19 protein-coding genes are annotated in these 20,946 nt (G+C 71.7%); 1 reads left to right on the top strand and 18 read right to left on the bottom strand.

The features are described from left to right. Positions 1 to 109 precede the first annotated feature (109 nt). The 17 genes from ACR68M_RS29885 to pgsA form a co-directional block, all read right to left on the bottom strand. Positions 110 to 2,476, bottom strand: coding sequence for a RelA/SpoT family protein (locus ACR68M_RS29885; RefSeq protein WP_441251751.1), 2,367 nt, complete (start codon positions 2,474 to 2,476; stop codon positions 110 to 112). A gap of 230 nt (positions 2,477 to 2,706) precedes the next feature. Then, positions 2,707 to 3,246, bottom strand: coding sequence for an adenine phosphoribosyltransferase (locus ACR68M_RS29880; protein WP_441247260.1), 540 nt, complete (start codon positions 3,244 to 3,246; stop codon positions 2,707 to 2,709). 24 nt (positions 3,247 to 3,270) lie between these two features. Then, positions 3,271 to 4,383, bottom strand: a complete 1,113-nt coding sequence (gene secF / locus ACR68M_RS29875) for a protein translocase subunit SecF (protein ID WP_441247259.1) — start codon at positions 4,381 to 4,383, stop codon at positions 3,271 to 3,273. Positions 4,384 to 4,387: 4 nt separating this feature from the next. Beyond that, positions 4,388 to 6,175, bottom strand: coding sequence for a protein translocase subunit SecD (gene secD, locus ACR68M_RS29870; RefSeq protein ID WP_441247258.1), 1,788 nt, complete (start codon positions 6,173 to 6,175; stop codon positions 4,388 to 4,390). 147 nt (positions 6,176 to 6,322) lie between these two features. After that, positions 6,323 to 6,751 (bottom strand): preprotein translocase subunit YajC, encoded by a 429-nt coding sequence (gene yajC, locus ACR68M_RS29865; RefSeq protein ID WP_441247257.1) that lies wholly within the window; start codon positions 6,749 to 6,751, stop codon positions 6,323 to 6,325. 165 nt (positions 6,752 to 6,916) lie between these two features. Then, positions 6,917 to 8,023, bottom strand: a complete 1,107-nt coding sequence (gene ruvB, locus ACR68M_RS29860; RefSeq protein WP_441247256.1) for a Holliday junction branch migration DNA helicase RuvB — start codon at positions 8,021 to 8,023, stop codon at positions 6,917 to 6,919. 41 nt (positions 8,024 to 8,064) lie between these two features. Continuing rightward, entirely contained in the window at positions 8,065 to 8,676 is a 612-nt protein-coding gene (gene ruvA, locus ACR68M_RS29855; RefSeq protein ID WP_441247255.1) for a Holliday junction branch migration protein RuvA, read from the bottom strand. Then, the gene (gene ruvC, locus ACR68M_RS29850) at positions 8,673 to 9,215 is read right to left on the bottom strand and encodes a crossover junction endodeoxyribonuclease RuvC (RefSeq protein ID WP_441247254.1); all 543 of its coding nucleotides are present in this window, start codon (positions 9,213 to 9,215) and stop codon (positions 8,673 to 8,675) included. Before ruvC ends, ruvA begins: the two co-directional genes overlap by 4 nt. 145 nt (positions 9,216 to 9,360) lie before the next feature. Further along, the gene (locus ACR68M_RS29845) at positions 9,361 to 10,116 is read right to left on the bottom strand and encodes a YebC/PmpR family DNA-binding transcriptional regulator (RefSeq protein ID WP_441247253.1); all 756 of its coding nucleotides are present in this window, start codon (positions 10,114 to 10,116) and stop codon (positions 9,361 to 9,363) included. A 78-nt stretch (positions 10,117 to 10,194) separates the two neighbouring features. Next, positions 10,195 to 10,812 (bottom strand): pyridoxal 5'-phosphate synthase glutaminase subunit PdxT, encoded by a 618-nt coding sequence (pdxT, locus tag ACR68M_RS29840; protein WP_441247252.1) that lies wholly within the window; start codon positions 10,810 to 10,812, stop codon positions 10,195 to 10,197. 99 nt (positions 10,813 to 10,911) lie between these two features. Beyond that, complete coding sequence (gene pdxS, locus ACR68M_RS29835; RefSeq protein ID WP_441247251.1) at positions 10,912 to 11,823, bottom strand: pyridoxal 5'-phosphate synthase lyase subunit PdxS; 912 nt, start codon at positions 11,821 to 11,823, stop codon at positions 10,912 to 10,914. Between the two features lie 122 nt (positions 11,824 to 11,945). Beyond that, positions 11,946 to 12,491, bottom strand: a complete 546-nt coding sequence (locus ACR68M_RS29830) for a hypothetical protein (protein WP_441247250.1) — start codon at positions 12,489 to 12,491, stop codon at positions 11,946 to 11,948. Positions 12,492 to 12,502: 11 nt separating this feature from the next. Next, the gene (locus tag ACR68M_RS29825; RefSeq protein WP_441247249.1) at positions 12,503 to 12,865 is read right to left on the bottom strand and encodes a 5-carboxymethyl-2-hydroxymuconate Delta-isomerase; all 363 of its coding nucleotides are present in this window, start codon (positions 12,863 to 12,865) and stop codon (positions 12,503 to 12,505) included. Positions 12,866 to 12,944: 79 nt separating this feature from the next. Then, positions 12,945 to 15,140, bottom strand: coding sequence for an MMPL family transporter (locus ACR68M_RS29820; protein WP_441247248.1), 2,196 nt, complete (start codon positions 15,138 to 15,140; stop codon positions 12,945 to 12,947). 83 nt (positions 15,141 to 15,223) lie between these two features. Beyond that, positions 15,224 to 16,405 carry a glycosyltransferase family 4 protein gene (locus ACR68M_RS29815; RefSeq protein ID WP_441247247.1) on the bottom strand — a complete coding sequence of 394 codons (1,182 nt, stop codon included), beginning with the start codon at positions 16,403 to 16,405 and terminating at the stop codon, positions 15,224 to 15,226. Then, positions 16,402 to 17,352: a phosphatidylinositol mannoside acyltransferase gene (locus tag ACR68M_RS29810; protein WP_441247246.1), complete on the bottom strand. Its 951-nt coding sequence runs from the start codon at positions 17,350 to 17,352 to the stop codon at positions 16,402 to 16,404. The genes ACR68M_RS29815 and ACR68M_RS29810 overlap by 4 nt, the downstream gene beginning before the upstream one ends. Continuing rightward, positions 17,349 to 17,996 carry a phosphatidylinositol phosphate synthase gene (gene pgsA, locus ACR68M_RS29805; protein ID WP_441247245.1) on the bottom strand — a complete coding sequence of 216 codons (648 nt, stop codon included), beginning with the start codon at positions 17,994 to 17,996 and terminating at the stop codon, positions 17,349 to 17,351. Before pgsA ends, ACR68M_RS29810 begins: the two co-directional genes overlap by 4 nt. 238 nt (positions 17,997 to 18,234) lie before the next feature. On the opposite strand from pgsA, the gene ACR68M_RS29800 reads away from it, so the two are divergent. Beyond that, positions 18,235 to 20,298 (top strand): elongation factor G-like protein EF-G2, encoded by a 2,064-nt coding sequence (locus tag ACR68M_RS29800; RefSeq protein WP_441247244.1) that lies wholly within the window; start codon positions 18,235 to 18,237, stop codon positions 20,296 to 20,298. 103 nt (positions 20,299 to 20,401) lie between these two features. On the opposite strand, the gene ACR68M_RS29795 is transcribed toward ACR68M_RS29800, so the two are convergent. Further along, complete coding sequence (locus ACR68M_RS29795; RefSeq protein ID WP_441247243.1) at positions 20,402 to 20,821, bottom strand: thiol-disulfide oxidoreductase DCC family protein; 420 nt, start codon at positions 20,819 to 20,821, stop codon at positions 20,402 to 20,404. Between the last annotated feature and the right edge of the window lie 125 nt (positions 20,822 to 20,946).

Here is a 20,946-nt window from a genome sequence, read left to right as displayed (position 1 = left end):
TCTCCGTGCCGAGCGCGCCGCACCCCACGCGGGCCGAACGGGCAGTGCCCCGGTTCTCGACCGAGAACCGGGGCACCGGGGGTGACAGGCGCGGGCCTGCGCCGCTCGGCTACTTGCGGGCCGAGGTCACCCGGTAGACGTCGTACACGCCCTCGACGCCCCGGACGGCCTTGAGCACGTGGCCGAGGTGCTTCGGGTCGCCCATCTCGAAGGTGAAGCGGCTCATCGCCACCCGGTCGCGCGAGGTCTGCACGGCCGCCGAGAGGATGTTGACGTGCTGGTCGGAGAGCACCCGGGTGACGTCCGAGAGGAGGCGCGAGCGGTCCAGTGCCTCGACCTGGATGGCGACCAGGAAGACGGACGACTGCGTCGCCGCCCACTCGACCTCGATCATCCGCTCCGGCTGCTGGGTCAACGACTCGACGTTGACGCAGTCCGAGCGGTGCACCGAGACGCCGTTGCCCCGGGTGATGAAGCCGACGATCGGGTCGCCCGGCACCGGGGTGCAGCAGCGGGAGAGCTTGACCCAGACGTCCTCGACACCCTTGACGATGATGCCCGGGTCGCCCTTGGCCCGGCGGCGGGCCGCCCGGCCATCCTGCGTCGGGGTGGCCGTCTCGGCGAGGTCGTCGGTCGCGCCCTCCTCGCCGCCGAGTGCCTGCACCAGCTTCTGGACGATGTTCTGCGCCGCGACATGGCCCTCGCCGATCGCCGCGTAGAGCGAGGAGATGTCCGGGTAGCGCATCTCGTGCGCCAGCGTCACCAGCGAGTCGCCGGTCAGGATGCGCTGGATCGGCAGGCCCTGCTTGCGCATCGCCCGCGCGATGGCCTCCTTGCCCTGCTCGATCGCCTCCTCGCGGCGCTCCTTGGAGAACCACGCCTTGATCTTGTTGCGGGCCCGGGGCGACTTGACGAAGCCCAGCCAGTCCCGCGAGGGCCCGGCGTTCTCCGCCTTGGAGGTGAAGACCTCGACGGCGTCGCCGTTCTCCAGCGTCGACTCCAGCGGCACCAGCCGCCCGTTGACCCGGGCTCCTATGCAGCGGTACCCGACCTCGGTGTGCACGGCGAACGCGAAGTCGACCGGCGTCGCCCCCGCCGGGAGCGCTATGACGTCGCCCTTCGGCGTGAAGACGAAGACCTCGTTGTTGGAGAGGTCGAAGCGCAGCGACTCCAGGAACTCGCTCGGGTCCTCGGTCTCCTTCTGCCAGTCCAGCAGCTGGCGCAGCCAGGCCATCTCGTTGACGGCCCCGGCCTTGTCGTCCTTGCGGGTCTGCACGGGCGTGTCGGTGCGGACCTTCGAGGCACCGGCGACGGCGCGCTGCTTGTACTTCCAGTGCGCGGCGATGCCGTACTCGGCGCGGCGGTGCATGTCGAAGGTGCGGATCTGCAGCTCGACTGGCTTGCCACCGGGGCCGATCACCGTGGTGTGCAGCGACTGGTACATGTTGAACTTGGGCATCGCGATGTAGTCCTTGAACCGCCCCGGCACCGGGTTCCACCGCGCGTGGATGGTGCCCAGCGCCGCGTAGCAGTCGCGGACGGTGTCGACCAGGACGCGGATGCCCACCAGGTCGTAGATCTCGGCGAAGTCGCGGCCGCGCACGATCATCTTCTGGTAGACCGAGTAGTAGTGCTTCGGTCGGCCGGTGACGGCGGCGGTGATCCGGGCCCCACGCAGGTCGCCCTGGACCTGGTCGATGACGGTCGCGAGGTACTCGTCCCGCTTCGGCGCGCGCTCGGCCACCAGACGCACGATCTCGTCGTACATCTTGGGGTAGAGGATCGCGAAGGCGAGGTCCTCCAGCTCCCACTTGATGGTGTTCATGCCCAGCCGGTGCGCCAGCGGGGCGTAGATCTCCAGCGTCTCGCGGGCCTTCTTCTCCTGCTTCTCCCGCTTGAGGTAGCGCATGGTGCGCATGTTGTGCAGGCGGTCGGCCAGCTTGATCACCAGGACGCGCGGGTCCTTGGCCATCGCGACGACCATCTTGCGGACGGTCTCCGCCTGCGCGGCCTCGCCGAACTTGACCCGGTCCAGCTTGGTCACGCCGTCGACCAGCAGCGCCACGGAGTCGCCGAAGTCCTTGCGGAGCGTCTCCAGGCCGTAGTCGGTGTCCTCGACGGTGTCGTGCAGCAGCCCCGCCATCAGCGTCGCGGCGTCCATGCCCAGCTCCGCCAGGATGGTCGCGACGGCGAGCGGGTGCGTGATGTACGGGTCGCCGCTCTTGCGCTTCTGCCCCCGGTGCCACTTCTCGGCGACGGCGTACGCGCGCTCGATGTCACGCAGCAGGGCCGGGTCGGCCTTCGGGTCCTGGGCCTTGATGCTCCGGAAGAGCGGTTCGAGGACGGGGTTGAGCAGCGAGCTGCGCTGTCCGCCGAGGCGGGCCAGCCGGGCCCGCATGCCGCCGGAGGAGGAGGGGCGCGCCGGCGGCCCCGCCTGAGGCGAACCCGGACGCACCGGGGCGGCCCCCGAGGGCACGGGCCGTCTGTCGGGGCCGGCGGCCTCTGCGGTGGGCACTACCTCGTCGGGCAAGGACACTCCTCGGTACGCGAGAGGGATGAACCTTCATGGTACCTGCGACGATCGTGGCGAACTTCACGCAGGCGGCCAACCAGAAACAGGGGCGCGGGGACCTGCGCGACCGAGGCACGACGCACGTGCACAGTTGATCGCGCAGTTCCCCGCGCCCCTGTTCGGGTTGCTCTCGGCTAAACGGTGATCAGGGCTTCCAGCGGGACGTCCCCGAGGCGCTCACGGCCGGGGAGGAAGCTCAGCTCCATCAGCACAACGACGCCGGCGACCTCGGCCCCGGCCCGCCGGACGAGGTCCAGCGAGGCGGCCAGCGTGCCGCCGGTGGCGAGCACGTCGTCGACGACGAGCACGCGCTCACCCGGGGTGAACGCGTCGCACTGGACCTCGACCGTGGCAGAGCCGTACTCGAGGTCGTACGACTGGCCGTGCACCGCGCCGGGCAGCTTGCCCGCCTTGCGGACCGGCACGAAGCCGATCCCGGCGGCGAACGCCGCCGGGGCGGCGAGCACGAAACCCCGTGCCTCCAACCCGACCACCTTGGTCGCCCCGAGGGCGTTCGCCCGCTCGGCCAGCGCCCGGGTGAGGGCGGCGAACGCCTCGGCGTCGGCGAGCAGCGGGGCGATGTCCTTGAAGAGCACGCCCGGCTTCGGGTAGTCCGGTACGTCCCTGATCCTGCTGTTGAGCAGCTCGGCCAGGGCGGGGTCGGGGGAGGTCACGGGGTTCCTTGTCACATGCCGGGGTCAGTGCTTGCCGGAGGGGCGGCCCTTGCTACGGGACCGGCTGACCGGCTGGTTGCGCTGTCCGACCATACCCGCATCGACGCTGTCGTCCTCGACCGAGTCCGCGTCCTGCGGCGCCTCGGCCGCGGCCTTGGCGTCGGCGGCGCGGCGCGCGGCGACCTTCTTGGTCAGCGCGCGCATCTCCGGGGTGGCCTCCTTGAGCTGCGCGTAGAGCGGGGTCGCGACGCAGATCGAGGAGTACGCACCGGCGGCGAGGCCGATGAAGAGGGCGAGCGAGATGTCGTTCAGGGTGCCGGCGCCGAGCAGGCCGCCACCGATGAACAGCAGAGCGGCGACCGGCAGCAGCGCCACGACGGTGGTGTTGATGGACCGCACCAGCGTCTGGTTGAGGCCCAGGTTCGCGGCCTCGCTGAAGGTGTGCTTGTTCTGCTTGGTGATGTCCTTGGTGTTCTCCCGCACGGTGTCGAAGACGACGACGGTGTCGTAGAGGGAGTAACCGAGGATGGTGAGGAAGCCGATCACCGTGCCCGGGGTGACCTCGAAGCCGACCAGGGCGTAGACGCCGATGGTGATCAGGAGGTCGTGGACGAGGGAGACCAGGGCGGCCACCGCCATCCGCCACTCGAAGGCGATCGCCAGGTAGATCGTGACCAGGACCATGAAGATCAGCAGACCGGTCAGGGCCTTCTGGGAGATCTCATGACCCCAGCTGGGGCCGATCACCTGCGAGGTGATCTGCTCGTTGACCTTGTCGGCCGGGATGTTCAGGTCGGTGGCCAGCTCCTTGATCGCGGCGCTCGCCGAGACCTGCTTGTCCGTGCCGATCTGGATCTTGACGGCGCCCTTGTCCGTGGTCTGGACCCGGGCACTGCTGTCGTGGGTGATCTTGTTCGCCGCGTCCTGCGCCTGGCTGAGCGTGACGCCGGGCTTGGTGACGGTGTAGATCGAACCGCCCTTGAACTCGACGCCCAGGTGCAGGCCCATGGCGAGGCCGATGGCCGCGAGCAGGACGATCACACCGGAGAAGCTGTACCAGAGCTTGCGCCGGCCGACGAAGTCGAAGCTGACCTCGCCCTGGTAGAGGCGGTGGCCGAGATTGCCGAAACGTGACATGGCGTCAGGCCTCCTTGGCGGCGGAAGCGCTGGCGGCGGACCGGCGACGGCTGCTGCGCAGCGGCACCTTCGCGCCCAGGCGCTTGGGGTCGAGACCGGACCACGGGTGACCCTCGGAGAAGAACTTCCGGCGGGCCAGCAGGGTGATCAGCGGCTTGGTGAAGAGGAAGATCACCACGATGTCGAGCAGCGTGGTCAGGCCGAGGGTGAAGGCGAAGCCCCGCACCTTGCCGACCGTGACCAGGTAGAGCACCGCGGCACAGAGGAAGGACACGAAGTCCGAGACCAGGATGGTGCGGCGGGCGCGCGGCCAGGCGCGCTGCACGGCCGGGCGCAGCGGGGCGCCCTCGCGGACCTCGTCGCGGATGCGCTCGAAGTACACGATGAAGGAGTCGGCGGTGATACCGATCGCGACGATCGCACCGCAGACGGCGGGCAGGTTCAGCGCGAAGCCGATCGTGGCGCCGAGCAGGCACATGATGGCGTACGTGAGGGCCGCCGAGACGATCAGACCGGCGATCGAGACCAGGCCGAGGCCGCGGTAGTAGACCAGCGAGTAGAGGACCACCAGCAGCAGGCCGATCGCACCGGCGACCAGGCCGGCGTGCAGCTGGTCGCCACCGAGCTGCGGGGAGACGGTGGTGACGTCGCTCTGCACGAAGGTGAGCGGCAGGGCGCCGTAGCTCAGCACGTTGGCGAGGCTCTTGGCGTCGTCCACGCTGAAGTTGCCGGAGATCATGGCGGAGCCGCCGGTGATCGACTGGCTGACGTACGGGTGCGAGACGACCTTGCCGTCCAGCACGATCGCGAACTGGTTCGCCGGGGACTGCTGGGTGGCGAGCTTGCCCGTGGTGGTGGCGAAGTCCTTGGACCCGGCGTCGTTGAACGACAGGTCGACCTGCCAGCCACCGGCGCGCTGGGTGTCGAACCCGGCCGCCGCCTTGGTGACGTCCTTGCCGTTGACCGCGACGGGGCCGAGCGCGAACTTGTACCAGACCTTGGACTCGGCGTCGTAGCTGCAGGCCACGGCGTTCTTGTCCGGGGTGGTCTGGTGGTCCAGGCGCTGGGTCGCGTCGGAGCAGTCGAGCTTGGTGAAGTCGGCCACCAGCTCCGGCGGGACGGTGCCCTGGGTGAGCGCGGCGGAGATGTCGGCCGGGGTGGTCGGCGTGGTCGGTGCGGCCGCCGGGGCGGTCGGGGTGCCGGCCGGGGCCGAGGGGCTCGCCGTGGCGTCGGCCTTCAGGCCGTCGGTGACGGCGCGGCCCGCCGTGGTCGCACCGGCGCTGGGCGTGCCCGCGCTCGCGCTCGACGACGGGGCGCCGGCGCTCGCCGACGGCTTCGCGCTGGGCGAGCCGGAGGCGGGGGCGCTCGGGCTGGCCGCCGGGGCCTGGGGCTTCACACCGGTGGGCGCGAGCGCCAGCACCGGGCGGAAGAAGAGCTTGGCAGTCGCACCGACCTGGTCGATCGCGGACTGCTTGTCACCGCCGTTGGGGATGTTGACGATGATGGTGTTGTTGCCCTGGGTCTGCACCTCGGCCTCGGAGACGCCCAGGCCGTTGACGCGCTTCTGGATGATCGCGACAGCGGTGTCCATGTTCGTCTTGCTGACCGCGGCGGGGTCGTCAGACTTGGCGGTCAGCGTGATGCTGGTGCCACCGGCGAGGTCGATCCCGAGACGCGGCGTGGTGTGGCCCGTCCCGAACATGAGGGCGACCAAGCCGACGGTCACCGCCAGGATGAGGGCCAGGGCCCTAACCGGGTGACCATCGCGCGGGCGCGACTTGGGTGTTGCCACCTTGCTCGTTTCTCCCTGTCCATGCCGCCGTGGGCCGGGCCCCCACCCGGCTCGTGACTGGATGGGGGACGCCGACTGGGCGGCCGTGAGGTCCTGTGGGGCTTGCTGCGGCTGGGGTGCCGCGCGGCCGGGGTTTGCCCGACCGTACTACTTACCGGTCTGGGCCTCCGCGCCGGTACCGCCGTTGTCCGACTCGTCCTTCTTGTCGGCCGGGGCCTTGTCCAGGCTGAGCGGCTTCTCCTCCGACGCCGACGACTCGGAGAGCTCCGACGACTCATCCTCGGCGAGCTCGTCCTCGGTGGGACGGCCGTTGATGATCGCGTCGTACTCCTGCGGGTCGAGCACCGCGGCGATCGCACCCTTGGTGTAGTGCGCGACCACGCCCGGGGCGACCTCCAGCTCGATGGTCTCCTCGTTGACGGACTTCACCAGGGCGTACATGCCGCCGATGGTGCGCACGCCGGCGCCGGGCTCCAGCGAGGTCTGCATCTGCTGCTGCGAGGCCTGGCGCTTCTTCTGCGACCGGAACATCAGGAGGATCGCGAGAATCGGGAGGAGAAGGATGATGAGGTTCACAGCAGCCAGAGTCCTTTACGGGCCGCCCGGCAGGCGGCCTGAGGTCGTCGGCCCGTCGGGTGAGAGGGGCGGTCCGGCGGAGTCTAGGCGACCCGCACTGAACGGACAACGCCAAGCATGTCATCCTGCCGCCGAAAGTGGCGAGCCTCTGCCTGCACGGATTCGTCAGACGGTGTCCGCACCGGGTTCACGACGGAACAGCTCCGGCTGCTGCGCGGGCACCGCACCGCGGCCGGTCTGGAGCGGCGGGGTCAGCCCGAGATGCTGCCAGGCCGCGGCGGTGGCGATCCGCCCGCGCGGGGTCCGGGCGAGCAGGCCCTCGCGGACGAGGAAGGGCTCGGCGACCTCCTCCACCGTCTCCGACTCCTCCCCCACCGCGACGGCGAGCGTGGACAGCCCGACCGGGCCGCCGCCGAAGAGCTTGAGCAGCGCCGTCAGCACCGCGCGGTCCAGCCGGTCGAGCCCCCGGGCGTCGACCTCGTAGACCTCCAAGGCCTGGCGGGCGATCTGCTGGGTGACCACGCCGTCGTGCCTGACCTGCGCGTAGTCGCGGACCCGACGCAGCAGCCGGTTGGCGATGCGGGGCGTGCCGCGCGAGCGCCCGGCGATCTCGGCCGCGCCGCGCGGGTCGATCTGCACGTCCAGCAGACCGGCCGAGCGGTGCACCACCCGCTCCAGCTCGGCGGGGGCGTAGAACTCCATGTGGCCGGTGAAGCCGAAGCGGTCGCGCAGCGGCGGCGGCAGCAGCCCGGCCCGGGTGGTGGCGCCGACCAGGGTGAAGGGCGGCAGCTCCAGCGGGATGGCGGTGGCGCCGGGGCCCTTGCCGACGATCACGTCGACCCGGAAGTCCTCCATCGCCATGTAGAGCATCTCCTCGGCGGGCCGCGACATCCGGTGGATCTCGTCGAGGAAGAGCACCTCCCCCTCGGTCAGCGAGGAGAGGATCGCCGCGAGGTCACCGGCGTGCTGGATGGCCGGCCCCGAGGTGATCCGGATCGGGGCGTTCAGCTCCGCCGCGATGATCATCGACAGCGTGGTCTTGCCCAGCCCGGGAGGCCCGCTGAGCAGCACGTGGTCGGGTGCGCTCCCGCGCTTGCGGGCGGCCTGGAGCACCAGCGAGAGCTGCTCCCGCACCCGCTCCTGCCCGATGAACTCGTCCAGCAGCTTGGGCCGCAGCGCCGCCTCGACCGCCTGGTCCTCGCCGTCGGCAGACGAAGCCAGTACCTGATCGGCCCGCAGTCGGTCGGTGGGGTCGGAGTCGTACGGGCTCATCGGGACAGGCTCCTGAAACGTCGTGACCGGGTTCGTAATGGCTAGCGGGTGCGGTTCAGCGTACGCAGTGCTGCCTTGAGCAGGGCGCCGACGTCGGTGACCGGCTGGGCCTCGGCGTCCGGGGTGACGGCGGTGACCGCGTCGTCGGCCTCGCGGGGGGCGTAGCCCAGGCCGACCAGGGCGGCGTGCAACTGCTCGCTCCAGGGGGCCGGGCCTGCGGCGATCGGCTTCTGGGCGGGGACGCTGCCGTGCGGGGCGCCGAGCTTGTCCTTGTACTCCAGCAGGAGCTTCTGGGCGAGCTTGGGGCCGATCCGGGGCACGGCGGTGAGGGCCTTGGCGTCGCCCTGGGCGACGGCGCGCCGCAGCTCGTCGGGGGTGAAGACGGCGAGCATGCCGAGCGCCATCGTCGCGGCGACGCCACTGGCGGTCAGCAGGATCTCGAAGGTGGCGCGCTCGTCCTCGTCGGCGAAGCCGTAGAGGGTGAGCGAGTCCTCCTTCACGATCAACGCGGTGGTGAGGCGGGCGGGTTGGCCGATCCTCAGCTCGGCCAGGGTGCGCGGGGTGCACTTGACGAGCATGCCGACACCGCCGACCTCGACCACGGCGCTGCCGGGGGTGACGGCCGCTACGGGGCCCTGGACGAAGGCGATCACGGGCGGTACTCCTGACGGGCTGTGAGGGCTTTCTGCTGGGCGACGGCCGCGGCGAGCCGCCCCGCTGCGGAGCCGCGCCAGATGTGACAGATCGCCAGCGCGAGGGCGTCCGCCGCGTCGGCGGGCTTCGGCGGGGCGTCGAGCCGCAGCAGGCGGGTGACCATGGCGGTGACCTGGGCCTTGTCGGCCCGGCCGGAGCCGGTGACGGCGGCCTTGACCTCGCTGGGGGTGTGCAGGGTGACGGGGATGCCCCGCCGGGTGGCGCAGAGCATCGCGACGGCGCTGGCCTGCGCGGTGCCCATGACGGTGCGTACGTTGTGCTGGGCGAAGACCCGCTCGACGGCGACGAGATCGGGCTTGTGCACGTCCAGCCACTCCTCGAGGCCCTGCTCGATCAGCAGCAGCCGCTGCCCGATCTCCGCCTCGGCGGGGGTGCGGACGACGCCGACCCCGGCCATCGTCAGCGGGCGGCCGGGCGAGCCGTCGACCACGCCGACCCCGCACCTGGTCAGCCCAGGGTCCACACCCAGCACCCGCACCTTGCCGCCCCGCCTTCTCGCCCGGTCGTCCGATTCCTGCGAAGGCTACCCGCCGGGTCGGACAACCGGTGAGACGACACTGGCCCGGCGGTCCGCGGGGGACCACCGGGCCGGTGCAGCAGGCGTGTTACCTGATCAACTCGCGCTACTCGGCGTCGAGCTCGGCGCCGACCTCGTCGGAGATGTCGAAGTTGGCGAAGACGTTCTGCACGTCGTCGCTGTCCTCCAGCGCGTCGATCAGCTTGAAGATCTTGCGGGCGCCGTCCACGTCCAGCGGGATCTGCAGGTCGGCGACGAAGTTGGCGTCGGCCGAGTCGTAGTCGATCCCGGCGGCCACCAGCGCGGTGCGGACGGCCACCAGGTCGGTCGCCTCGCTCATGACCTCGAAGCTGTCGCCGAGGTCGGCGACCTCCAGCGCACCGGCCTCCAGCACCGCCATCAGCACGTCGTCCTCGGACAGTTCGCCCTTGGGGACGATGATGACGCCCTTGCGGTTGAACAGGTACGAGACCGAACCCGGGTCGGCCATGTTGCCGCCGTTGCGGGTCATCGCGACGCGGACGTCGGAGGCCGCACGGTTGCGGTTGTCGGTGAGGCACTCGATGAGCACCGCGACGCCGTTCGGGCCGTAACCCTCGTACATGATCGTCTGGTAGTCCGCGCCACCGGCCTCGGTGCCCGAGCCACGGCTGACCGCGCTGTCGATGTTCTTGTTCGGGACGGAGCTCTTCTTGGCCTTCTGGATGGCGTCGAAGAGCGTCGGGTTGCCCGCCGGGTCCGCCCCGCCGGTGCGCGCCGCCACCTCGATGTTCTTGATCATCTTGGCGAAGAGCTTGCCGCGCTTGGCATCGATCACGGCCTTCTTGTGCTTGGTGGTAGCCCACTTAGAGTGGCCGGACATCACCAGCTCCTTTACGTCGCCAAAGGGAAATGAACAGGAGAGATCTTACCGGTGTCACCGTGCCCACCGGTCACCGCATCAACGCGCGGCGTCAGCGACCATCTGCACGAAGTAGGCGTGCACCCGGTGGTCACCCGTCAGCTCGGGGTGGAAGGACGTCGCCAGCAGGTTGCCCTGGCGGACGGCGACGATCCGGCTGTCCGGGCCGTCGGCCGCGGGCAGCTCGGCCAGCACCTCGACGCCGGCGCCGACCGACTCGACCCAGGGCGCGCGGATGAAGACGCCGTGCACCGGGTCGCCGGCCAGGCCCGCGAAGTCGATCGCCGACTCGAAGGACTCGTTCTGGCGGCCGAAGGCGTTGCGGCGCACCGTCATGTCGATCCCGCCGACGGTCTCCTGGTCGGCGCGGCCGTCCAGGATCTTGTCGGCCAGCATGATCATGCCCGCGCAGGAGCCGTAGACCGGCATCCCGGCCGCGACGCGCTCACGCATCGGCGTCATCATGCCGAAGGCCAGCGAGAGCTTCGACATCGTGGTGGACTCCCCGCCGGGGATCACCAGGGCGTCGACCTCGGCCAGCTCCTCCGCGCGGCGGACGGGACGGGCGAGCGCGTCGGCCTCGGCCAGCGCTATCAGGTGCTCGCGGACGTCGCCCTGGAGGGCGAGGACACCGATGACGGGGGTACTGCTGGACACGGTTCTTACCTCTTCGGTCGTGATGCGGTGTACGCACGAGGGCCCGCCGCACCAGATCAGTGAGCGGCGGGCCGACGAGACGTTACTGCTGCTGTGTGACTACCAGCCGCGGTTGGCGTAGCGCTCGGACTCGGGCAGGGTGTCGCAGTTGATGCCGACCATGGCCTCGCCCAGGTTGCGGGAGGCGTCCGCGATGATCTTCGGGTCGTCGTAGAAGGTGGTGGCCTTCACGATGGCGGCGGCGCGCTTGGCCGGGTCGCCCGACTTGAAGATGCCGGAGCCGACGAAGACGCCCTCGGCACCGAGCTGACGCATCAGCGCGGCGTCGGCCGGGGTGGCGACACCACCGGCGGAGAACAGCACGACCGGCAGCTTGCCGAGCTCGGCGACCTCCTTGACCAGCTCGTACGGAGCGCGCAGCTCCTTGGCGGCCGCGTACAGCTCGTTGTTGTCGAAGCCGCGCAGCTTGGCGATCTCGTTCTTGATCTGGCGCAGGTGGCGGACGGCCTCGACCACGTTGCCGGTGCCGGCCTCGCCCTTGGAGCGGATCATGGCCGCGCCCTCGGCGATCCGGCGCAGCGCCTCACCGAGGTTGGTGGCGCCGCAGACGAACGGGGTGGTGAAGGCGAACTTGTCGGAGTGGTTGACCTCGTCGGCCGGGGTCAGCACCTCGGACTCGTCGATGTAGTCGACGCCGAGCGACTGCAGGATCTGCGCCTCGACGAAGTGGCCGATCCGGGACTTCGCCATGACCGGGATGGAGACCGCGGCGATGATCTCCTCGATCATGTTCGGGTCGGACATCCGGGCCACGCCGCCGTCCTTGCGGATGTCGGCGGGGACGCGCTCCAGAGCCATGACGGCGACCGCACCGGCGTCCTCGGCGATCTTCGCCTGCTCGGCGTTGACCACATCCATGATCACACCGCCCTTGAGCTGCTCGGCCATGCCGCGCTTCACGCGGGCGGTGCCGATCTGCGGCTGGTCTGCGGTGATGGGGCTGGTGGACACGTGAGACCTCACTCGAAGATGAACCAGTGCTATCGCCCTATCGTAGGCCCGAAACGGGCCCGCGCCGTGCGCCACCTAGTCCAGACCGACGTTCGACTTACGACAAACAGGCTGGAACCGGTCTAGGCGGGAGCCCCTTGGGGGGTGAGCGCCGGTGGCGGTTCGTCATCCATCTCGAATGCCAAGGGGAACGGCGCCCGCCCCGCCAGCCGGAAGTACCGCACCAGCCGGTGCTCCCGCACCGCCCGCGCGCCCCGCACCGCGTCGTTGTGGAACCGGCGGGCCATCGGCACCCGCCGGACGGCCGCCGTCAGCTCCTTGACGGCCTCCTCCCCACCGGGCGCGGCGAGCAGCGCGGCGACCTGCTCGGGCTCGGAGAAGACCGCGCGCAGTGCGAGGCTCAGCTCGCTCTCCGCCACCTCCCGGTGCTCGTCCTCCGCTTCCCGGGCCGCGTGCGAGGCCTGGTAGAGCAGGATCGAGGTGGCCGGGTCCAGCGTCGACGAGGTCGCCAGCTCCAACGCCACCGACGCCCGCCGTACGAGCTGCGCGTCCAGCGAGGCCCGCGCCGCGTCGATCCGGGCGTGCAGCCGGTCGAGCCGCCCTGCCGTCCAGCTCAGGTAGACGGCGAACAGTACGACCGCGACCGCGGCCCAGAACCAGGTAGTCACGGGGCGCTACGCTACCGCGCCGCCAGCACGGCCTTGCGGTACGAGCGGCTGTCCAGCTCCGTCACGTCGACGGCCAGGTGGAGCTCGCCGCCGGCCGGCGCGCTCGCGTGCTCCTGGAGGAGCTTCAGTACGGACTCCGTCAGCTCGGCCCGCAGTTCGATGCTCCGGCCGTCCATGATCTTGATCTCCAGGAAGACCATCAGCCGGGTCTCGTCACCGTCGCCGACGAAGCACTCCTCGATCCGCCGGAAGCGGGTCTTGCAATCGGCCACCGGCGAGCCGATCACCCGGGCCACCAGCAGGTGCAGCTCGGCGGCGAAGGCGCGCCGGTCGAGGGCCACCCCCGGGCTGCGGTCGACGGTGATCTGCGGCACGGGAAACCTCCGGCGGGGTGGGGCGGCGGGCGACGCTCAGATCCTACGACCCCCGCCCGGCACCCCCGCTGCGGGCCCGTCAGCCCTCGGGGTCGATGTGCGGGAGGGCCCGGTCGAGCCAGCCCGGGGCCCACCAGGCGTGGCGGCCCAGCAGCGTCATCACCGCCGGGACGAGCAGCAGGCGGACGACCGTCGCGTCGACCAGGACGCTGACCGCGAGCCCCAGCCCGAGCATCTTGACCACGATGTTGTCGCTCAGGACGAACGCGGCGAAGACGCTCACCATGATCAACGCCGCGCAGGTGATCACCCGGGCGGTGATCTCCAGCCCGTGCGCCACGCTGCCCCGGCTGTCCCGGGTCCGCTCCCAGGCCTCGTGCACCCGGGAGAGCAGGAAGATCTCGTAGTCCATGCTCAGGCCGAAGACGATGGCGAACATCATCATCGGCACGTAGCTCTCGATCGGCACCTTCCCCGCGACCCCCAGGGCCGGGCCGCCCCAGCCCCACTGGAAGACCGCGACCACCACGCCGTACGAGGCGGCGATCGAGAGCAGGTTGAGCGCCGCCGCCTTGACCGCGACCAGCAGCCCCCGGAAGACGATCAGGATGATCACGAAGGCCAGGCCGACCACCACCGCGATGATCAGCGGGAGGCGCGCGGAGATCAGCTCCAGGAAGTCCACCTGGGCGGCGGTCGTCCCCGTCAGGTAGGTCTTGGCGGCCGTACCGGCCACCGCCTGCGGCAGCACGTCGTCCTTGAGGTGGTTGAACAGCCGGGTCGTCCCGGCGTCCTGCGGCGCGACGGCGGAGACCGCCGTCGAGACCAGCACGTCGCCGTTGCCGGTCGGCTGCGGCGGGCTGATGCTCGCCGCCCCCGGCACCCCGGTGAGCGCCTGCTGCAGCGAGCCGGCCAGCGCCGCCCTGCTCTGGGCCGGCACCGAGCTCTGGTCGACCACGATGGTCAGCGGGCCGTTGGCGCCCGGCCCGAAACCAGCACTGACCAGGTCGTACGCCCGCCGGTCGGTGAAGCTGGTCGGGTCCGCGCCGTCACCGATGTGCCCGAGCCGGATCGAGAACAGCGGGATCGCCAGGACCCCGATCACCACCAGCCCGCCCGCCAGGAACCACCACGGTCGGCGCTCCACCCGCTGGGCGTACCGGTGCCAGCCGCCCGTGCCGCTCTCGCCCCGGGCGCCCTCCGCCACCGGCTCGCGGAGGTGGAACCGGTCGATCCGCCCGCCGACCAGGCCCAGCAGCGCCGGGACGAGGGTGAGCGCGCCGAGCACCGCCGTCACCACCGTGACGGCCGCCGCAGCGCCGAGCTTGCCGATGAAGCTCACCCGGGAGACGTACAGCCCGGCCAGCGCGACGATGACGGTGCAGCCGGAGACCAGCACCGCCCGGCCGCTGGTGGCGACCGCCCGGCCCGCCGCCACCGGCGGTGGCACGCCGTCCATGACGAGCTGGCGGTGCCGGGTGATCAGGAACAGCGCGTAGTCGATGCCGACGCCCAGCCCGATCATCGTGGCCAGCGTCGGCGACACGCTCGCGAAGGTGAAGGCGATGGCCACCAGGCTCAGGCAGCTCAGCCCGACGATCACGCTGACCAGCGCGGTGACCAGCGGCAGCCCGGCCGCGATCAGGCTGCCGAAGCCGACCAGCAGCACCACGACCGCCACCGCGAAGCCGATCGCCTCACTGCTGAAATCCCGGGTCTCGGGCCGGGCGAGCTCCCCGAGCGGCCCGCCGTACTCGACCTGGACCCCGGCCGCCCGCAGCGGCGCCACCGCGCCGTCGACCCCGGCGATGTAGGAGTGGCCGAGGGTGGCCGGGGTGACGTCGAACTTGACGGTGATGTAGCCCGTCGCGCCGTCCGCCGAGACAGCGCCGGTCGGCGGCTGCCCGGGGGCGGGCAGCGGGTTCGCCGCCGACAGCACGTGCGGCAGCTGCTGGAGCGCGGCGACGGCCTGGCCGACCTGGCTCTGGACGCCGGTCAGCGGCCCCTGCGCGTCGTGCAGGACGACCTGGGCGCCGGTGCCGCCAGCGGCGGGAGCGTTCGCCTGGAGCACCTCCCGGCCGGTGTTCGACTGCGTACCGGGGAGCGAGAAGTCGTCCGAGTAGGTCCCGCCGAACGCGTTCTGCAGCCCGTGCAGGCCGCCCAGCACCACCAGCCACAGCACGACCACCAGCACGCCGTGCCGGGCGCACCACTCCCCCAGCCGCCGCAGTGCTCCGCCAGGTGCAGCGGTGCGGGTGTCTCCTGACGAGGTCATCGGCCCTCCCGGGCTGGGCAGTCACCATCCGTGATCAGATGACGACGTTACGTGCCCGACCCCGAGGCCGCATGCGCTGGCGCTCAGTCGCGTGACAGCCCGAGCCGCTCGCGCCAGCCCACCCGCTCGTCCTCCGCGACCAGTGGGCGGCCGTCCGTGACGGTCTCGTACACCGAGAGGATCTCCGCGCCGACCGTCTCCCAGTCGAAGCGCCGGACGTGCCGCGAGGCGGCCTCCCGCAGCTCCTTCAGCCGCTCCGGGGCCGCCAGCAGCCGCACCGCCGCATCGGCCAGCGCCGCCGCGTCCTCGACCGGGAACAGCTCCCCCGCCGCGCCGCCGTCCAACACCTGGCGGAACGCGTCCAGATCGCTGGCCAGCACCGGCGCACCGGCCGACATCGCCTCGACCAGGATGATGCCGAAGCTCTCACCGCCCGTGTTCGGGGCGACGTACAGGTCGACGCTGCGCAGCAGGCGGGCCTTCTCCGCGTCGCTGACCATGCCGAGGAACTCGATCTGCTGCCGCACCTCGGGCGCCAGCCCGGCCACGGCCTCCACCTCGTCGCCCTTGCCCGCGACCAGCAGCCGCACGCCCGGCCGCTCGGCCAGGATCTTCGGCAGCGCGGCGAGCAGCGTCGGCAGGCCCTTGCGCGGCTCGTTGATCCGGCCGATGAAGCCGATCGTGCCGGGGTTGCCGGCCGCCGCACCGCCCTGCCAGCGCGGATCGGGCTCGGCGTCGGCGAAGAACCGGACGTCGACGCCGTTCGGGATGACCACCGCGTCACCGCCCAGGTGCTCGACCAGGGTGCGCCGGGCGTACTCGCTGACGGCGATCCGGGCGCTCATCTTCTCCAGGCTCGGCTGGAGGATCGGCGAGGCCGCGATCATCGCCCGCGAGCGCGGGTTCGAGGTGTGGAAGGTGCCGACCATCGGGCCGTTGGCCGCCCACGCGGCCAGCATCGACAGGCTCGGCGAGGCCGGCTCGTGCACGTGCAGGATGTCGAAGCGCCCCTCGCCCAGCCAGCGCCGGACGCGGGCCGCCGAGATGATGCCGAAGCTCAGCCGGGCCACCGAGCCGTTGTACGGCACGGCCACGGCCCGCCCGGCGGAGACGACGTACGGCGGCAGCGCCGACTCGTCCTCGGCGGGCGCCAGCACCGAGACCTCGTGCCCGAGCGCGATCAGGTGCTCGGCCAGGTCCCGGATGTGGAACTGCACCCCACCGGGGACGTCCCAGTCGTACGGGCAGACGATGCCGATCTTCACGAGGCTCCCCCTTGGCCCTGCGTCTGGCCCTGCGCCGCAGGATCGCGCGGCGGCAGATCCGCCAGCCAGAACTTCTGCAGCATGTGCCAGTCCTCCGGGTGCTCCCGGATGCCGTCGGCCCAGACGTCGGCCATCGCCTGCGTCATCGCGACGGTCTTCTCCTTCTGGTCGCCCTCCTCGGGCGGCAGCACCTCCGGGTGGATGACCCCGCGCATCACCGGGCCGTCGTACCAGAGCGTCACCGGCATCAGCGCGGCGCCGGTGCGCAGCGCCAGCGCCGCGGGCCCGGCGGGCATCCGGGTCTGCTCACCGAAGAAGTCCACCGGCAGCCCGGCCTCCGAGAGGTCGCGGTCGCCGACCAGGCAGACCAGCTTCCCCTCGCGTAGCCGCCGCGCCAGCGTGCCGATCACCGACACGCCCGAGCCGGTCAGCGGCAGCACCTCCATGCCCAGGCTCTCCCGGTACGCGACGAACCGGTCGAACAGCGACTCGGGCTTGAGCCGCTCGGCGACGGTGGTGAAGCGGTGCCCCTCGCAGGCCGCGACCCAGGCCCCGGCGGAGTCCCAGTTCGCCATGTGCGGCAGCGCTATCACCACGCCCCGGCCGGTCGCCAGCTCCGCGTTGAGGCCCTCGGCGCCCTTGACCTGGACGTTCTCGAGGATCTGCTCGGGGTTCCAGGTCTGCAGCCGGAAGGACTCCATCCAGTACCGCAGGTAGGAGCGCATCCCGGCCCGCGAGAGCTCGCGCAGCCCGGCCTCGTCCAGCTCCGGGCGGACCCGGCGCAGATTGGCCTCCAGCTGGAGCACCCGCTTGCCGCGCTTGCGCCACGCCGAGTCGGCGATCCGCTCGAACAGCCCCCGCGCGGCGGGCTCGGGCAGGTGCCGCAGCGCCGCCCAGCCGAGCGCGTACGCCGAGTCGACCAGCCGCTCCTGCACCGTGCCCGTCATGCCGTCACCTCGGTGTCCTGCGCCTCCAGCGCCTCCCGGCGGACCGTCAGGATGCGCTGCATCATCGTGATCAGGCTGCCCACGGCGACCAGCCAGAGCGCCACCGGCAGCAGCCACTCCACGTACGGCACCCCGAAGGTGTGCAGGCCCGACACCCCGGCCGCGACCAGGCTGACGACCAGCCGCTCGGCCCGCTCGACCAGCCCGTTGACCTTGCACGGCAGGCCCAGGCTCTCGGCCCGCGCCTTGGTGTACGAGACCACCTGACCGCTCGCCAGGCAGCAGATCGCCACCGCGCAGAGCAGCTCGTTGTCGCCCTTCCCGGCGTACCACATGGCCAGCCCTGCGAAGATCGCCGAGTCGGCGACGCGGTCCAGCGTGGAGTCGAGGAAGGCGCCCCACCGGCTGGAGGTGCCCGCCTGGCGGGCCATGTTGCCGTCGACCAGGTCGGAGAAGATGAAGAGGGTGATCGTGATGGTGCCCCAGAAGAACTCCCCACGGGGGAAGAACACCAGCGCACCGGCCACCGACCCGGCCGTACCGATCAGGGTGACCGCATCCGGGCTGACCCCCAGCCGCAGCAGGAACGCTGCGAACGGCGTCAGGACACGTGTGAAGAAGGCACGTGCGTACTTGTTGAGCATGGCCTTCCGGACCGCCCCGATCTTGCCTACGTCGCCCCGCGCCTCGGTGGGCGGCGGGCGGCCGGGCGGATCAGCCCGCCCGGCTGGACAATGGTATCCACGCCGCCGGTGCGCTCCGCCGCCCCACGCCAGCGTGCGGGCGCAGGCCGGTGGACGGACCCGGCCGGGCCACCACCGAACGTACTTTCCCACTCACCGCATGTAACGGCAAGCACCTCGGGGACTTCAGGAGGCAGCCATGGCGGACCGGACCAGCTCACACCCGCCCGCACCAGCCGTCCGGAACAGCTCGGACCTTCGCAACGTCGCCCTGGTCGGCCCCAGCGGCGCCGGGAAGACCACCCTCACCGAGTCCCTGGCCCTGGCCGCCGGCGCCCTCACCAGAGCCGGAACGGTCCCCGACGGCAGCACCGTCTCCGACCACGAGGAGATCGAACACCGCCAACAGCGCTCCGTGCAGCTCGCCGTCGTCCCCGTCGCACACCGCGACACCAAGATCAACCTGCTCGACACCCCTGGCTACGCCGACTTCGCCGGCGAACTCCGGGCCGGGCTGCGCGCCGCCGAGGCCGCCCTGCTGGTCGTCTCCGCCGCCGAACCGATCGGCCTGCCCGCCCTCGCCCTCTGGCGTGAGTGCCGCGCCGCCCTGCTGCCCACCGCCATCGTCCTCACCCACCTCAACGCCGCCCACGTACGCCTCGACGAGGCCTACGCCGCCTGCCAGGACGCCTTCGGCGACGGCCACCCCGACACCGTCATGCCCCTGCACCTGGCCACCCTCCGCGACGGCCACCTGCTCGGCTCGCTCGACCTGCTCACCGGCCGCCGCTACGGCGACCCCGACGAACCCCCCGCCGACGCCGACACCGCCCGCGCCCGCCTGGTCGAAGCCATCGCAGGCGAGGACGACACCCTGCTGGAGCGCTACCTGGCCGGCGAGGAGCTCGACCCCGCCTCGCTCACCGCCGCGCTGCGCCGCGAGTTCCTCCAGGGCGCCCTGCACCCCGTCCTCGCCACCACGCCGCCCGCCTCCCCCACCGGACGGCCCGGCGGCGCCGCCGAACTCCTCGACCTGATCACCAAGATCTTCCCCACACCCGCCGAACGGCAGGACGACCTCCCGCCCTGCGACCCGGAGGCCCCCGTCGCCGCCCAGGTCATCCACACCAGCGAGGACCCGTACGTCGGGCGGCTCAGCCTCGTCCGCGTCTTCTCCGGCACCGTGCGGCCCGACACCGCCCTCCACCTGCCCGGCCGGCCCGACGAACGCGTCACCGCCCTCACCACCCCCTTCGGCCACCAGCAGCGCCCGGCCGCCGCCGCGACCGCCGGCGACCTGGTCTGCCTGGCCCGGCTCGGCGCCGCCCGCACCGGCGACCCGCTCTGCGCCGGCGACCCGCTCTGCGCCGACGACCGCCTCATCGAACCCTGGGCGCAGCCCGAGGCGCTGCTGCCGATCGCCGTCGAGGCCCACAGCAAGGCCGACGAGGACAGGCTCGCCCAGAGCCTCGCCAAGCTCACCGCCCAGGACCCGGCCCTGCGGATCGAGCAGAACCCCGACACCCACCAACTCGTCCTCTGGTGCACCGGCGAGGCCCACCAGGCCGTCGTCCTCGACCGCCTGACCAGCCGGTTCGGCGTCCACGTCGACACCGTGCCCTACCGCGTCGCCCTCCGCGAGACCTTCGCCACGGCGGGCAGCGGGCACGGACGCCACGTCAAACAGTCCGGCGGACACGGCCAGTTCGCGATCTGCGACCTCACCGTCGAACCGCTGCCCGGCGGCGGCTTCGAATTCGTCGACAAGGTCGTCGGCGGCGCCGTCCCGCGCAACTTCGTCCCCTCCGTCGAGAAGGGCGTCCGCGCCCAGCTCGCCCACGGCGTCCTGGCCGGCTACCCGCTGGTCGACGTCCGCGTCACCCTCACCGACGGCAAGGCCCACTCCGTCGACTCCTCGGACGCCGCCTTCCAGACCGCAGGGCAACTCGCCCTCCGCGAAGCCGCCGCCCACGCCTCCGTCCGCCTGCTCGAACCCGTCGACGAAGTCCAGGTGCTGCTGCCCGACGAGTACCAGGGCGCCGTCCTCACCGACCTCTCCGCCCGCCGCGGCCACGTCCTCGGCACCGAACCCGGCGGCCCCGGCCTCAGCCTCGTCCGCGCCGAAGTCCCCGAACTCGAACTGACCCGCTACCCCGTCGAACTCCGCTCCCTCTCCCACGGCACCGGCCACTTCACCCGCAGCTACCTCCGCCACGCCCCCATGCCGCCCGCCCTCGCGGCGCAGTACGAGCACGCCTCCTGAGGTTGCAGCCCCCCAGGGGCGCGGGGAACTGCGCGTAACCGGGAGCAGCGGTCCGGCGCCTTCCGCATCGCGCAGTTCCCCGCGCCCCTGACCTCGTGGACGGCTAACGCATCGCGCAGGCCGGGGTGCCCCCCGGCATGCGGTGGCGGTTGCGTGCGACCAGCCGGTACAGCGCCGCCGCGACCGGCCGGACCGGCGCGAGGGTGAGCACTGCGCCCAGGTACGCCCAGGCTCCGCCCGTCCGCATCAGCAGCCGCGCGGCGGCCTGCGCGCCCGCGTACACCTCACCGCCCGGCGTCAGCCAGAGGATCTGCCGCTCGGCCCGCTCCCAGCTGACCAGCCCCCGGCCGCCCGCACGGGCGTCCAGCTCCGGGAGGTCCGCGAACTGGAACGGCACCGCCTCCCAGCCGCCGGAGGCCAGCGTCGCCCGCAGGTAACGCTCGGCGAACCGGACGGACGTCGCGCAGAAACCGCAGTCGCCGTCGAAGACCAGCACGGGATCGGAACTCTTCACCTCAGCCATACCGCCATCATGCTCCCCACCGAGCGCCCCACCTGCACCGGCACCCCCGCCGGGAGGATCAGAACGGGCCGAAAGTGGGCACCCTCCAGAAAAGGCCCGAGCCCGGCCGGATGTGACCGCTGTTC

The sequence above is a fragment of the Kitasatospora sp. McL0602 genome (genome assembly GCF_052076145.1).
Taxonomy (GTDB): Bacteria; Actinomycetota; Actinomycetes; order Streptomycetales; family Streptomycetaceae; genus Kitasatospora.
Note: the sequence above shows the minus strand (reverse complement) of the source record. Positions and strands in the feature narration are given on the sequence as shown.